The sequence below is a fragment of the Blautia parvula genome, from assembly GCF_020215665.1.
Taxonomy (GTDB): Bacteria; Bacillota; Clostridia; order Lachnospirales; family Lachnospiraceae; genus Blautia; species Blautia celeris.
This window is the reverse complement of the sequence record NZ_CP084061.1, coordinates 5,647,472-5,661,792: the sequence shown is the minus strand read 5'-3', so window position 1 is coordinate 5,661,792 and position 14,321 is coordinate 5,647,472. Positions and strand designations below refer to the sequence as shown.

11 protein-coding genes are annotated in these 14,321 nt (G+C 48.1%); 4 read left to right on the top strand and 7 right to left on the bottom strand.

Features of this window, described 5'->3' with window-relative positions; all coding sequences use genetic code 11:
• Window positions 1-97 precede the first annotated feature (97 nt).
• The 4 genes from LC508_RS25750 to asnB all read left to right on the top strand — a co-directional run bounded on the left by LC508_RS25750 (window position 98) and on the right by asnB (window position 4,470).
• On the top strand, window positions 98-943 hold the full coding sequence (locus LC508_RS25750) for an AraC family transcriptional regulator (RefSeq protein WP_033143584.1): 846 nt from the start codon (window positions 98-100) through the stop codon (window positions 941-943).
• Between the two features lie 95 nt (window positions 944-1,038).
• A complete protein-coding gene (locus LC508_RS25745) occupies window positions 1,039-1,896 on the top strand; it encodes a dipicolinate synthase subunit DpsA (RefSeq protein WP_103731025.1) in 858 nt (285 codons plus the stop codon).
• 17 nt (window positions 1,897-1,913) lie between these two features.
• Entirely contained in the window at window positions 1,914-2,492 is a 579-nt protein-coding gene (locus tag LC508_RS25740) for a dipicolinate synthase subunit B (RefSeq protein ID WP_033143586.1), read from the top strand.
• 127 nt (window positions 2,493-2,619) lie between these two features.
• Complete coding sequence (gene asnB, locus LC508_RS25735) at window positions 2,620-4,470, top strand: asparagine synthase (glutamine-hydrolyzing) (RefSeq protein ID WP_103731026.1); 1,851 nt, start codon at window positions 2,620-2,622, stop codon at window positions 4,468-4,470.
• A gap of 21 nt (window positions 4,471-4,491) precedes the next feature.
• Here the strand turns inward: asnB and LC508_RS25730 are convergent, their stop codons facing one another.
• From LC508_RS25730 to LC508_RS25700, 7 genes are all read right to left on the bottom strand, one after another.
• Window positions 4,492-5,127 carry a hypothetical protein gene (locus LC508_RS25730; protein WP_103731027.1) on the bottom strand — a complete coding sequence of 212 codons (636 nt, stop codon included), beginning with the start codon at window positions 5,125-5,127 and terminating at the stop codon, window positions 4,492-4,494.
• Complete coding sequence (tsaA, locus tag LC508_RS25725; RefSeq protein ID WP_054350926.1) at window positions 5,124-5,804, bottom strand: tRNA (N6-threonylcarbamoyladenosine(37)-N6)-methyltransferase TrmO; 681 nt, start codon at window positions 5,802-5,804, stop codon at window positions 5,124-5,126. The genes LC508_RS25730 and tsaA overlap by 4 nt, the downstream gene beginning before the upstream one ends.
• A 142-nt stretch (window positions 5,805-5,946) precedes the next feature.
• Window positions 5,947-7,575: an ABC transporter ATP-binding protein gene (locus tag LC508_RS25720; RefSeq protein ID WP_103731028.1), complete on the bottom strand. Its 1,629-nt coding sequence runs from the start codon at window positions 7,573-7,575 to the stop codon at window positions 5,947-5,949.
• 276 nt (window positions 7,576-7,851) lie between these two features.
• The gene (locus tag LC508_RS25715; RefSeq protein ID WP_054350925.1) at window positions 7,852-8,883 is read right to left on the bottom strand and encodes an ArsR/SmtB family transcription factor; all 1,032 of its coding nucleotides are present in this window, start codon (window positions 8,881-8,883) and stop codon (window positions 7,852-7,854) included.
• A gap of 106 nt (window positions 8,884-8,989) precedes the next feature.
• Window positions 8,990-10,681 carry a methyl-accepting chemotaxis protein gene (locus LC508_RS25710; protein ID WP_103731029.1) on the bottom strand — a complete coding sequence of 564 codons (1,692 nt, stop codon included), beginning with the start codon at window positions 10,679-10,681 and terminating at the stop codon, window positions 8,990-8,992.
• A 287-nt stretch (window positions 10,682-10,968) separates the two neighbouring features.
• A complete protein-coding gene (locus LC508_RS25705) occupies window positions 10,969-13,596 on the bottom strand; it encodes an FtsX-like permease family protein (protein WP_103731030.1) in 2,628 nt (875 codons plus the stop codon).
• A complete protein-coding gene (locus LC508_RS25700; protein ID WP_054350920.1) occupies window positions 13,593-14,309 on the bottom strand; it encodes an ABC transporter ATP-binding protein in 717 nt (238 codons plus the stop codon). Before LC508_RS25700 ends, LC508_RS25705 begins: the two co-directional genes overlap by 4 nt.
• Window positions 14,310-14,321: the final 12 nt, after the last annotated feature.

Here is a 14,321-nt window from a genome sequence, read left to right as displayed (position 1 = left end):
GTTTATCAGACACTTTTATGTTATAATATAAGCATCGTGTTAAAAACATTGCAAAATATGCTGAACCAAAAAAATCAGCCCACAGGAGGGACCCAAATTGGATTCTTACAGCAAAACCGGTTATCTGAAAGACGATTTCCGCCTTTTTCACATTACCGATGAGGAGGAACACAGCTTTTCCTACCACTATCATGACTTTTATAAAATACTGATTTTCATACGCGGTGATGTCACATATCATATTGAAGGTAAGTCTTTTGACCTGAAGCCCTATGACATTGTCCTTGTAAATGCCGGTGAGATCCACAAACCGGTCATCAACAGCAAATCTGTCTATGAGCGCATGATCCTCTATATCTCGCCTGCATTTATGGATGCCTGCCGGGACGGGGCAGATTCCCTGAACCGGTGCTTTGTGCAGGCCCAGACCAGCCGCTCCAATGTACTGCGCGTAGAGCTGTTCAGCCAGAGCCGGCTGTATCAGGTTCTGCAGGAGCTGGAGAAATCCTTCGGCGGGGATGCCTTTGCAGCCGCCCTGTACCAGAAGGCCCTTTTTCTGGAATTTCTGATCCTTTTAAACCGCTTCTCCATGGATGCCTACACAGGCACGTATATAGAAAACAGCCGCTGTAATTCCAAAATCCTTCCTGTGCTGGATTATATCGGAGAACATCTGGCTGAGGACATTTCCATCGACCTGCTGGCGTCCAGGTTCTATATGAGCCGTTATTATCTCATGCACCTGTTCAAACAGGAGACAGGATACAGTGTAGCCAGCTATATCTCTACCAAACGTCTGCTGCGGGCCAGGGCACTGATCCAAAACGGTATGTCCGTCACAGATGCCTGTTACCAGTGCGGATTTAAAAACTATTCTTCCTTTTCCAGAGCTTATAAAAAGCTGTTCCACACTTCCGCCAGAGGGGAACGGAATCCGTCATAAACGGCGTTCCCCTCTGTCCGCCCCCCATACCGGGGCACATCTTTTTTTCCTCTTACATATAGTAAATAAGAGTTCAGACATTCAGGAGCCAGGCAATGAGTCACTTAAAATTTGATTTTGCAGTGATCGGGGGAGATATGCGCCAGGTCTACCTGGCAGAGTATCTCCTGGAATGCGGCTGCAGGGTTTGTAAATATGCACTCTGCGCAGATATTCCGGACTCTTCCTGTTATGCTGCCTCCTCTCTTTCGGAAGCAGTTTCTAACGCGGAGACTGTCCTTGCGCCGATTCCCATAAATAAAAGCAAAGAGATTCCCCTGTCCCTTCTGCCGGATATGCTCCGGGAGGGCCAGTCCTTTTTTGCAGGATGCATACCCAGAGACTTTCAGGAAAAAGTTTTTTCAAAAGGAATCTTTGTCTCTGATCTGATGAAGGATGAGATTCTCACAGTAAAAAACAGTATCGCAACCGCTGAGGGTGCCATTGCGGAAGCCATTCAGAAAAGCAGCCGCAATCTACACGGGAGCCGCTGTCTCGTATTGGGATACGGAACCTGCGGAAAAACCCTGGTCTCGTATCTTACAGGCATGTTCTGTCATGTAACTGTATGTGCCAGAAGACCCGGTATACGGGCAGAAGCCGAAACCCTGACAGGAAAGGTCATCGCCCCGGAAGCACTGAAAGAACACGCGGACAGTTTTGATTTTATCTTCAACACGATTCCCGCGCCGATTCTAGACAGGTCACTTTTAAAGAGCCTCCGAAAACAGGCTCTTATTATTGATATCGCTTCTGCTCCCGGCGGCGTGGATTTTGCCGCGGCCAGGGACCTGGGGATATCCGCATATCTCTGCCCGGGACTTCCGGGGAGATATGCCCCTCGTTCCTCCGCCCATGCCATAGCGGAAGCTGTTTTTCGTATATTAAAGGAATTTAATGATATGTCGTCATAAATAAAAGGAGAAGAATTATGTCGTTAAAAGGAAGGAAAGTGGGAGTGGCCTTTACCGGCTCCTTCTGCACATATAAAAAAGTGTTTGATGAATTACAGAAGCTGGCGGACGAAGGCGCCGAAATACAGACCATATTTTCCGATGCCGCCAAAAGTATTGACAGCCGTTTCGGCAATGCGGAGGACTTTGTGGCAAAAGCCCGCAGTATCACAGGCAAAGAGCCCATGCTCACCATCCCCCAGGCAGAGCCGATCGGTCCTAAGAGCCTGCTGGATATTCTTGTTATCCTGCCCTGCACAGGCAATACCATAGCCAAACTTGCCAACGGCATCACAGATACACCTGCCCTCATGGCAGCCAAGGCACATCTCAGAAACGATAAACCGCTGCTCATATCCATCTCCACCAATGACGCGCTGGGAATGAATATGAAAAATATCGGCTTGCTTTTGAATGCCAAGAATATCTATTTTGTTCCCTTTGGCCAGGATAACCCGGAAAAAAAGCCCAACTCCATGATTGCCCGCACAGAACTTCTCATACCTTCTATTGAGGCAGCTTTAAACGGAAAACAATATCAGCCGGTTATACAGTAAATAACCGCTGCTGCCGCAAATCGCAGCCTGATCATTTATCCGGCGGGGCTTTTTCTGCACGGCTGTGAATAGTAACCGGCCGTGGGGTAAATGTCCTGCCGGGCCAATAGCAGAAAGGGGAATTATCATGTGTGGAATTGCAGGATTTTGTAATCCGAAAAGAAATTTTTCTGAGGAGAAAGGGAAATGGAATCACATTCTGGACAAAATGAACCAAACGCAGAAACGCCGGGGGCCTGATGACCAGGGAACTTACCTGGACAGCGGCTGCGGCCTGTCCCACGTAAGACTGGAGATCATCGACCTTGTCACAGGCCATCAGCCCATGGTACAAAAAAACGCCTCCGGGACATACGCCATTGTCTACAATGGTGAGATCTATAACATGCCTGAACTGAAAAAAGAGCTGGAAAAGGAAGGTGTTGTCTTTCAGACCACCAGCGATACAGAAGTGATCCTCCATGGTTTTATGCTGCACGGGGAGGAATATATCAAGAAACTAAACGGAATTTTTGCCATAGCCCTCTGGGATTCCGGTAAAAAACAACTTCGCCTTATCCGGGACCGTCTGGGAGTCAAACCCCTCTTCTATACCTGGGCTGACACAACACTTGTATTCTCCTCAGAGCTCAAAGGGCTGTTCGCTTATCCGGGCGTAACACCCGAACTGGACCGGGACGGACTGTGCGAGGTATTCGCTCTGGGGCCTGCCAAAAGCTATGGAAAGGGCGTCTTCAAAGGGATTCAGGAGATTCTTCCCGGGCACTGCCTGACCCTGGGCAAAGACGGCGTCTCTGAACATGCGTACTGGAAACTGGAAAGCCGCCCCCATACGGATTCTTTTGAAAAGACAGTGGAAAAGACAGCCTGGCTTGTGGAGGATGCCGTGAAAAAGCAGATGCTCTCCGATATTCCCATAAGTACCTTCCTCTCCGGCGGAGTGGACAGCAGCCTGGTCACATCCATCTGCGCCAGGGAACTGAAAAAACAGGGGAAAGTCCTGAATACCTTTTCCTTTGATTTCAAAGACAACAATAAATACTTCAAATCCAACGCCTTCCAGCCCAGCCAGGACCGCCCCTGGGTGGAAAAAATGGCAGAGTATGCAGGTACAAACCACCGTTTTCTGGAATGTGACAATAAGGCGCAGGTGGATTGTCTGTTCAAGGCTGTAGATGCCAGAGATCTGCCCTGTATGGCGGATGTGGAATCCTCCATGCTCTATTTCTGTTCCCAGGTAGTAGAGCACAACAAAGTGACCCTTACAGGGGAATGCGCGGATGAGATTTTCGGAGGATATCCGTGGTTCCATAAAAAGGAAGCGTTTGAAGGTGATCATTTCCCCTGGTCCACGAGCATGGAGCCAAGAAAAATCCTGCTTTCCGATGACTTTGCCGATTCTCTCGGCATGGAGGAATACGCCCATGCAGCCTATGAAAAGACCATCCGGGAAACCCCTGTTCTGCCCGGTGAGGATGCCCATGAAAAACGCCGCCGGGAAATCTCCTATCTGAACCTGCGGTGGTTCATGGTGACTCTTCTGGACCGTATGGACCGCACCAGCATGTACTCCGGCCTGGAAGCCAGGGTTCCGTTTGCAGACCATCGGATCGTGGAATATGTCTTCAATGTCCCCTGGAGCATGAAATGCCCGGACGGTATCGTCAAAGGCCTGCTCCGCCACGCCGGGGAAGGTCATCTCCCCAGAGAGATTCTCTGGCGAAAAAAGAGCCCGTATCCAAAAACCTATGACCCGGCTTACGAAAAGCTCCTGGGTGACCGCTTAAAAGAAGTTCTGGCTGACCCCAATGCCCCCGTCCGGCAGATTCTGGACACGAAAAAGGTTCATGCTTTTCTGGAAAGTCCCTCAGACTACGGAAAACCTTTCTATGGCCAGCTCATGGCAGGCCCGCAGATGCTGGCCTACATGCTGCAGGTGAATTACTGGCTGGAAAAATATAAAATCCGTATTTTATAAATATGCAGGCGCGGCAGATGTTCAAAAAGGCTGGGAATGTCTCTCCCTGTCATTCTCCAGCCAGTCTACCGCATCCTGCCAGTCCTCAAAAATGCAGCCACCCAGCCTCCGTTTCAGACATGAAAAATAAGTGCTGATATTGGCAATACCGCCTCTCTCTCCCGGCGATGTCATGGACGGCCTGACCGGGAAACGGCCCAGTATGCCGCAGTAAGTCCTGTTTCTGAATACAGGATTACGGCTGCTGTGGAGAATGGGATTCCTTTTACGCCTTCCGAGTCCTTCCTGCTCCAGAAGGAAAAAATAGATTTCCAGGGCCTTCTGTACAAGCTGCGGACCGTAATACACACCGTAGGAACAGGCGACCGGCTTCTGGTCATACATATCCAAAAGTACACACATGTATATGCCGCCGTCTTTCTTTGTACCGTATTTTCCGATTCCCACGCTCAAACGTTCCCCCGGCCTGTCTGCCCACAGCTTTCCCTGAATCAGATTGGGAATGGGAAGAGCGATCTGCCGCTGCCCATAGATGACCGGTGCGGGAATAAGAGTGCCGCTGGACAGCTCATCATCGTTTTTTTGATATACAAGCTCCTGTGGCAGATCTTCATATTCGTACAGATGCAGAACCTTGTCAATGCCCAGAAGTGTCATATCTCCGGCACCACCTCACAGACAGTGAGACACCCGTCCCTGACGGTAAATCGGACCTCCAGACCCGCAAACCCGAATCCGTAGACGCGCTTTGGGTCATTTTGATATGCAGGTCTCGGGTCATTTGCCAGAACGCCTCTCAGGGCTGTTCTCTTGCTTTCCGGCACCTTTTCCTCCAGCTCCTCCGGAAACTCCACCTCCAGCCTGTCCTCCTTGTGCCTGGAGGCAAATCCGCCTTGCGCTTCCGGGTGGCTGTCAGCGTGGGGAATATACGGCTTGATATCCAGAATGGGGGTCTTGTCCATTAAATCCGCCCCTGTCACATGGAGTACGGGACCATATTCCGGATGTATTTCAATCTCTTCCAGACGGACACAAGACAGGCCTATGGGGTTCGGGCGGAAGGGGGAGCGCGTGGCAAACACGCCTTTTCTCGTATTGCCTCCCAGTCTCGGCGGACGCACCATAGGCGACCAGGTATCCCTGGCTGATTCGGAAAACTCCCAAATAAGCCAGATATGAGAAAATTCCTCCAATCCCCGGAATGCGTCGGGATTTCTGTACTTTGGCTCAAATATAATGGTTCCGGCAAGCTCTTTCACCAGGCCGCTCTGGCGGGGAATGCCGAATTTTGTAGGGAAATCTGTATGGATGCAGGCGATTCTGTTTATCTTCATGCACTTCTCTCCGTTTCTTCCTTTGTCCTGCTGCCTCTTGCCCAACACACTCCGGACCGGCCGCAGGGATAATAGCTCAAATACAGAATACAGCAGTTTGCTTTAACAATCAAGATACCTGCATACGCCATTTTTCTTCCGCCTATGCAGCCCCCAGTCTTACAACGGCATCGTACTGACCGGCCAGACGTTCATCCATATGGTGCGTTATGGTGATAACCGTAAGATTCTTTTTTTCCAGCAGATTTTTTTCGATTTCAAACGCGGTTTCCCGATCAATCGCAGATGTTCCTTCATCCAATATGAGAACCGGTGTTTTTCTGATCAGTGCCCGGGCCACTGCGATCCGCTGTCTCTGGCCGCCGGACAGAAGGTGGCCGTCTTCCCCTACTTTTGTATAAATCCCGTTTTCCAGGCCTGAGAGATAATCCCATATTCCGCTTTCTTTCAGCGCTGCCTGTATCTCCTCCTCCGTGTAATCCTCTCCCAGACAGATATTATCCTTGATATCCGTGTCAAACAGAAATACATTCTGATGGATGACTGCTATACGTCTGTTAATCTCCTGCTGCGTCATCTCTTTGACAGAAATTCCGTCTATGTATATCTGCCCTTCAAAATCTCCGGAATATCCGGTTAGGAGTTTGATCAGCGTGGATTTCCCACATCCGCTCCGGCCTGTGACAGCATATTTCTTACCTGCCTCAAACAGCATGTTTTCATGCTCCAGCACAGGCTGCTTTTCCGTATAGGCAAATGTAAGATCCGAACAGCATATTCCACGCTTCTGCCCCGGTATACCGGAATTTTCCAGTCTGTCAATCGTCTCCCCGGCCTCTTCTTCCTCATACTCCATCCATTCCCCCAAATGTTCCATGACCGGCCGAATCCCCTGAATTTTAGGGAAATTCTGCAGAATCATTACCACCGGTATGACAAAGGTTCCGCTTAGCTGTATCAAAGCCAGAAGTGTCCCCATCGTCACTGTTCCCCGCATCATCTGCCAGGCCGCCACAAATACGATCACAATTGTGATAAGAGAAGAGAGGATATCTGAAAAACTCTCGTTTACTGCCATCAGTCTGTCTGACGCAAACTTTTTCTCTGCGGTTTCTTTATTCACCTTCAGGTATCTGCCAAAAATACAACGAAAAGCAGAATATCCCCGTATCACTTCATAACCGTTAAGAAAATCCTTTGCTGCCGCTGTGAACACAGAAAGCTGCTCTGAATAGGCATCCTGCCGCTCCTGGAGCTTTCTCCCCATAAGCGCAGGCACTGCAAACAAAAGTACCAGAAATCCCAGCAGAATAACAGTCACCAGCGGACTCAGATAAAACAGGATTCCCAGCGTAGCCAGAAAAAGCACGATCATCTGGAAACAGAGCAGCATCGGAAGCAGATAGTTTTCCTCTACCAGCTTTACATCATTCACAAGGGCAGACAGGTAATCAGCCGTATTTCTTGATGAAAACCGCACCGGTTTCTGCTTCATCACACCTTTAAAAATCCTGTCCCGCAGATGCCTGGTAACATTCCTGATAAGAATTTTCCCCATGATAGCTTCCAGCAGACTGATGCCCCCTAATGCCGCCAGGTAAACCAGCATCACAGCCAGTACCCTGTAAAATCCCTTCACATCCCCGGCAACAGCCACGTCTATTACCTGCTGCATCAAAATAGAGGCAAACGCCACCAGCAGCGAGGACAGTCCTCCAAACAAAATAGTTCCGCCCAGGAGCAGACGGTCCTTCGTTTTATACAGTTTCATATGGTTCCTTTCGGATATTACATCTTACAGTAATATCATTTCATGTATTTGAAATATATTTCATACACATAAAATATCATACAATTTTATATTTGTCAAATACATTTCACTTTTATCAAATACAGAAAATAAAACGTCTTACTCCTCCCCTGTTATCTTTTCCCGTCCTTAACCGGCATCCATGACGCCGGCAGCCTGCAGACACACGCCTTTTATGAAATGCAGACCGGCCTGTAACATGGTTCCCGGGAAGGAATAGAAAAAGTGGAGGAGATACTATAAAAGCATCTCCTCCACATTTTTTAAGAATTCCCGTATGGACTCCTCCTGTAAGCAATAATATACTTTCCCATCCCGCTTTTCCACTGTGACAAAATCACATATCAGCAGGGAATTCATATGGTGTGAAACCGTTGACGGAGACAGGCCAAGGCTCTCAGCCAGCTCCAGGTTGAATTTTTTTGACTTCTTCAGGTCACACAGGATATCCAGCTTGCTCTTATCGCTGAGTGACTTTGCCTGGCGGATGACAATCTCCCTGGCGTCATTTCCGGAGCGCTTTCCTGCGTTCAGATATCCCAGGAGGACTCCCTGATAACCGCGTCCTTCCATAATAATCTGTGCCAGTGGTATCCCCAGAGACATATAGACAAGATGGTCTTTTCCGCAGGATTCCGCGATTTTTGAATATCCGTTCTCTTCCGGGTCAACTTTTTTCTGCATAAGCTTTTCCAGAGGTTTTTTAACGGATTCCCTGGCTTTTTCAAAAGCCGGAAGGTTGCATTTCAGCATATCACTGAGCTGCTGCAGCCGATAGACAGGTTTTCTCAGCCAGCTCAGCACATACCACATCTCTTCGCTCTTGATGCTCAGAGTATCCATAAAGTCCAGAAGCGCCTCGTCCTCTGAAATGTCAGGCAGGTCGTCCTCTGTTTTTATTTCCTGGTTTTTCTCTGTGTCCACAAGATAATACGCCATTTTTCTGCGCAGCTTTACAGGATTAGCCGTTTCGGGGTGATCCACATATTCACGGTTTTCCACAGCAAGCGCAGTGATCCAGAAAAACATGTCATTGGATTTGTCTTTGTAAAAAAATTCTTCCTGCGGTGTCTTCACTTTATATTTCAGAAAAGTCCTGATATATTTTTCAATGACCGTGAAATGCTTCTGATAAAAAATCTCTCCCCCCAGCCCACAGCTTCCAAGTTCCCGGATGACTTCTTCCCTCCATTTATCAGGATTCTCAACGCTGAGCAAAGCAAGGGTTTCATAGATTGGATCCAGTTCCTTTTTCAATATGATACTCATAAAATTCCTCCGCCGTATATTCTATGTACATAGAATATCACAAAATCCATGAAAAAGAAATCCCGGATTCTCATGATCCCAAATAATATTTACCTGTCTGCAGTGCCTATTCGTGTAATTGAAACTGGCTGATGAGACTTTCCAGTACCTGCGCCTGCGTGGATAATTCTTCACTGGCGGCCGCCAGTTCCTCTGATGTTGCGGAATTGTTCTGGACCACATCAGATATCTGGTCCACCTCGGCTGTGATCTGTGAGATGGAATCACTTTGATATTCGGACGCGGAGGCTATCTTATCCACGGCCATGACCACCTGCTTTGTCATTTCTGCTACATCGGACAGGGAATCTGCCGTTGCGTGGGCAGCTTTATCCCCTTTTTCAACAGCCTCCATCGTTTCCTGAATCAATGCAGACGTATTTTTAGAGGATACAGATGTTCTGTCAGCCAGACTGCGTATCTCTTTTGCGACCACACCAAATCCCACTCCGGCTTCCCCTGCTCTTGCAGCTTCTACAGAAGCATTCAAAGCCAAGATATTCGTCTGAAACGCAATATCCTCTATGGTCTTTATGATCTCACCGATCTGATTGGACTTTTCGCTGATTCCCTTCATTGCCTCGATCATTTCCTGCATCTGCCGGTTGCTCATGGTGACCCGTGTGCCGGCCTGATTCGTCTGCGCACGTGCATCCACTGCGTTTTCCTCTGTAGCTTTTACATGTTTCGATATGTTATTTACAGCCGTTGCCAGTTCTTCCACCGAACTTGCCTGCTCTGACGCTCCCAATGCAAGTGCCTGGGCCCTTGAAGAGATCTGTTCACTGCCGTCCGCAACCAGTTGTGCTGACTGGCTGATCTGCAGAAGGATGCTGCTGAGTTTGTCGCGAAGTCCTCTCATGGATGTCAGGACACGGTAATACTGGCCCCGGTAATATTCTTTTACACCTGATTTGACCCTGAAGTCTCCCTCTGCCATGGAACCTAGTATACGGCTGATGTCTTCAATGATCGTCTTCTGATAGTCGATCAGATCGCGAATGCTGTCTGACATCTTACCCAATTCATCTTTCGATGTATAGGCTACCGACGCATTGTCCAGCTCGCCCTTTGCCAGCTTCTGCGCTGCATCCTGAATCTCATTTACCGGTCTGCGGATACCGTTAGAAATATAAACACCTAACCATATTGCAGACACAATACTCAATGCCATAATTGCAAGAATAACAAGCGCCGCAGATTTCTGTGCCTCTTTTCCTTCTTCCACCATAAGCTGCGCGTTCTGTCCCGCGGTATCTGCTATTTTCTGCAGGGCATCTGCCATCTGGTCCAAAAGCGGGATATAATCAGATTTCATGACCTGATAGGCATCATCCTGTTTCCCGGCCTCTATCAGCTCAAACACCTGGTCCCGGTATACAATTGCCCGCTGCAAAAGGGAATCCACCTGGTCAACCAATGCAATATCTCCCTTAAAGGATTCACGTATCACAGGGAACGCTGCGCGCATATTTGCAAGGCTGTCCTTCGCCTCTTCCAAGGACTCCCTCGTCTCATCGGCATCCGGTTCTAATATGGCGTGCAGAATATCTGCGCGCGCGGCCTGCATTTCCCTTTTAGCACGCCACACATTGACTGTGACCGTATAATTGTTCGTATAAAAGGAGGACAGGTTGTCACCGATTTTATTCAGCATAAATAACGCGGCGATACTGGCGATCATACAGATTCCTATTATCATCACATAGGACAACGACATCCTGGACTTTAGTTTCATATTACGTATATTTGCTGACATAATCCCCTCCTGCAGCGATAATTTTACCGCTGTCTTAACCAATCCCGTCACGTGCCTTCCATTCTGCATGGCATGATTCGATTTTCTGCAATCAGAAGGCTGATTCTAAAATATCCCTGTTCATATTGGGTACTGATTAAATTGTACCATCCTTTGTATAAGCATGCAATAGATACCTACGCATATTATGGTCAAAACCGTCAAAATAAGAACGGAGCTGCTGCTCCGACAGATTATTTCTCTGTCTTTGCAGCAGCTCCCGTTCCTCCCTCACGGTTGATAGGTTTTTACTGTTCTCCGATTTCCTCAATCACATTTCCAAGCACGATGGTTCTCGCCGGCAGGATCACTGCTGTCAGGCTCACCAGTAAATTGACTGCCAGGACAACTGCCAGAACAGAAAACGGAACCTCTTCGTGAGGACTGAGAAACAGATTGATATGGACCATAAAATACAGCAGTATTTTTCTCACAGCCACATACATAAGAAGCATAAAAAGATTGGCATAGATGCCGTAGCGAACCCCTTCCCTGACCATCATTTTCATAAATCCGCTGTCCGTTATCCCCATGGCTCTCAGGATTCCAAATTCACGTCTTCGTGATATAACCAGATAGCTGATACTGTTCATGATGTGAAACAGGCTGATAAGCAGAAGTATGACTGCAATGCCGTAAAAGAAAACCATTTTCTGCTCCAGGAATCGATTCTGTCTGTCAATTGCCGTGGTATAATCCTGCAGAAGACATCTGGGTATGCCGGATGTACATCGGAGAATCTCTTTTTTCACCGCTTCCCCGTCTGCCCCTTCTTTCTTATCCGCACTGATACTGGTATAACCCTGTACTCCAAAATTTTGCTGCATCTGCTCATTACTCATGATGATCCCCAGATTTGCCCCATCACTGTCTCCGATGAAATATTGGTTTTTTCCCATGGAACGGCTGACCAGCGCAGAAATCGTAAATTCTTTCTCCTGATACCATTCCCCGCCCTCCTGAAATCTCAGCACTTCATCCGGAACATCCTGGGAGACAGGCACCTTCACCCGGACTGTGCCGCCCACATGGAGATCCATCCCATTGTAGTTTCCCTGTCCGTCCATGAGCATCTGCACAGCCACGGTATTTTTCTCTTTCATCTCTTTTGGCGAAATGACGCCGTCCAATATGTACTCGTTCAGCCCTGAGAGCATCCCATCGTCATAGCCGTAAACATTGGTTTTTATTTTGTAACTGCCGTCTGCCTCCTGCACTGCCTCCCCGTTATAACGCTCTATGACAACAGGGTCAGGTCTGTGACTCTCATCTTCATAGTCCAGTTCCGCATAAATAGTTTTCCATTTAAGCCGGTCTTCCTCAAGCGGAATTTCCCCCAGCATGTAGCTGACCGGAAAGACATTTGACAGCCCGCCTATTTCTTTTATTAAAGCGGCCGCAGATTCAGGAATCACATCATCAAGTCTGGACGATTCCTCATAAATCCGATAATCCGATGCCAGGCCGTCATCTGATTTCATAGTCAGCTCATTGTTTATTTTCGTATTCCGCACAACATATGTTGTCCCAAGGAAGATGATTCCTCCAAGGGAAAGCGAGACCAGTATCCCGGCAAACGCCCCTTTTCTGGAAAACATAAATTTCTTAGTCAGAACTCCTGTAAGGCCGGATGTGTGCAGACTGTATATCACAGAACGCTTTTTTCTTTTCCTGCTCTCTTTTTTCATCATCTGGATAATGGTCAGTTTCCTGATCCGCCGTAGTATCAAAAAAGCAGAAAACACCATCAAAACCAGCACATAAACCGCAATATCCGCAATAGCCTTCCAGTGGATCACAAAGCCGCCCACAGCGGCATCCGCTTCTGTGAACAGCCGCCCGTATTTTCCGTATAGAAACCACGCCGCTCCATTTCCCAGCAGACATCCCAGAGGATACCCAATGAAAAATAAACTCCAAAGCTCTGTGACCACAAGGCCTGCAATACCCCCGTCTCCAATTCCCAGTGTCCTTAATATGCCGTACTGGGAGATCCGCTTTGTCACAGACACATTAAAAATACTGTAGATAATGAAAATACTGAATATACCCAGAAGGAAGATAGTCCCGTGAATCTCCAAATGAAACTCCTGATATAAATTCGCCAGAATATAAGTGAATTTCCCTTCCGGGAGCAGAAGACCTGTTCTGATAATGTGTGGTATCACCCTGATATCACCATTCGTCAGATATCGGACCACCTCACTGTTGTTTTTAATCTGTGCCTCTTTCAGATGATACGCTTTCATACATGCTTTCATCTGTGAGACCACATCCCTGTTTTCATCAAATTCCAAATACAAATATTCCTCTGGTGATTCAGACGGAAAATCTCTGCACACGAAAGCCTCTATGGCGTTTCCATCCTGTTCTGATGCCCACTGCTCTGTTAAAATGCCGCTCAGTGTATATTCTCTTCCTCCCAAATGGATTGATTCCCCTATATGCACTTCTGCCCTTATATTATTGAGCGCATACCGGCTCATGGCAATCTCATCAGAAGATTCCGGATAATTCCCCTCCTCCACGGTCCGATTTCGGAGTTCCAGATACCCTGTGTCCGCATAAACAAATCGGATGGCATAAGGGTCAGATATCATATCTTTGACCACTGCCATGCCGCTTTTCTCCACCTCATATCCCCTGCCGCGGGGATTTTTGACAAGCGGTTCTGCTTCCGGGGTCATGGGCAGAAGGAAATGCCAGCTCCCATACTGTTCCCCGGCCTTTTCCAGGCTGCTCTGCTCTTTGCTGTACAATAAAGAGCTGATGCCAGTAACAAGCGCCATGGACAGTATGATGCTGAATAAAATAGTCACAGCCTGCTTTTTATAATGACGGATATAATGCAGGGACAGCCTGATAATATTCCTCATACGGTCTCACCATCCCATCTCCCTGCCGGCGTTTCCTCAAATTCTTCCCCCACAATCTGTCCGTCCTCCATATGTATGAGGCGCTGGCAGGACTGGGCCAGAATTTCGTTGTGCGTGACCAACAATATGGTCTGGTTATATTTCCGGCTGCTCTCCCGCAGGACTCCCATGACGTCTGCTGTTGTTCTGGAATCCAGGTTGCCTGTGGGTTCATCCGCCAGAATCACAGCCGGTTTGTTTGCCAGCGCCCTTGCTATTGCTGTTCTCTGCTGCTGGCCCCCGGAGAGTTCTTCCGGGTATTTTCTCCGCTTATCCCACAGCCCCAGATCCTGAAGCAGTCTTTTGATATAGTCATGATCTATATGCTTCCCCTTATCAAAGCTCACCGGAAGCGCCACATTGTCATATACATTAAGTACGGGCATCAGGCTGTAGTTCTGGAAAACAAATCCCAGATTGCGCCGTCTGAAAATAGTCAGCTCTCTGCGTTTCAGACTGGCAATGTTGTGGTTTCTGATAATGACCTCCCCTTCTGTAGGAACATCAAGGCCTCCTATCATGTTCAGAAGCGTGGTTTTCCCCGACCCTGAAGTTCCCACAAGGGCAGTAAACTCTCCCGCTTCCACTGTCAGGCTCACATCTCTCAGTGCCTCCACTGCATTTTCCCCTGCGCCGTAAACTTTGGATACATGCTTTAGTTCCAATATCTTCATTGTCCCTGTCCT

What these genes read in the sequence shown, in the direction of transcription:
- LC508_RS25700 (WP_054350920.1), bottom strand. Translation starts at nt 14,309, where the DNA reads ATGAAGATATTGGAACTAAAGCATGTATCCAAAGTTTACGGCGCAGGG.
- LC508_RS25730 (WP_103731027.1), bottom strand. Translation starts at nt 5,127, where the DNA reads ATGACACTTCTGGGCATTGACAAGGTTCTGCATCTGTACGAATATGAA.
- LC508_RS25710 (WP_103731029.1), bottom strand. Translation starts at nt 10,681, where the DNA reads ATGTCAGCAAATATACGTAATATGAAACTAAAGTCCAGGATGTCGTTG.
- LC508_RS25720 (WP_103731028.1), bottom strand. Translation starts at nt 7,575, where the DNA reads ATGAAACTGTATAAAACGAAGGACCGTCTGCTCCTGGGCGGAACTATT.
- tsaA (WP_054350926.1), bottom strand. Translation starts at nt 5,804, where the DNA reads ATGAAGATAAACAGAATCGCCTGCATCCATACAGATTTCCCTACAAAA.
- asnB (WP_103731026.1), top strand. Translation starts at nt 2,620, where the DNA reads ATGTGTGGAATTGCAGGATTTTGTAATCCGAAAAGAAATTTTTCTGAG.
- LC508_RS25745 (WP_103731025.1), top strand. Translation starts at nt 1,039, where the DNA reads ATGAGTCACTTAAAATTTGATTTTGCAGTGATCGGGGGAGATATGCGC.
- LC508_RS25740 (WP_033143586.1), top strand. Translation starts at nt 1,914, where the DNA reads ATGTCGTTAAAAGGAAGGAAAGTGGGAGTGGCCTTTACCGGCTCCTTC.
- LC508_RS25715 (WP_054350925.1), bottom strand. Translation starts at nt 8,883, where the DNA reads ATGAGTATCATATTGAAAAAGGAACTGGATCCAATCTATGAAACCCTT.
- LC508_RS25705 (WP_103731030.1), bottom strand. Translation starts at nt 13,596, where the DNA reads ATGAGGAATATTATCAGGCTGTCCCTGCATTATATCCGTCATTATAAA.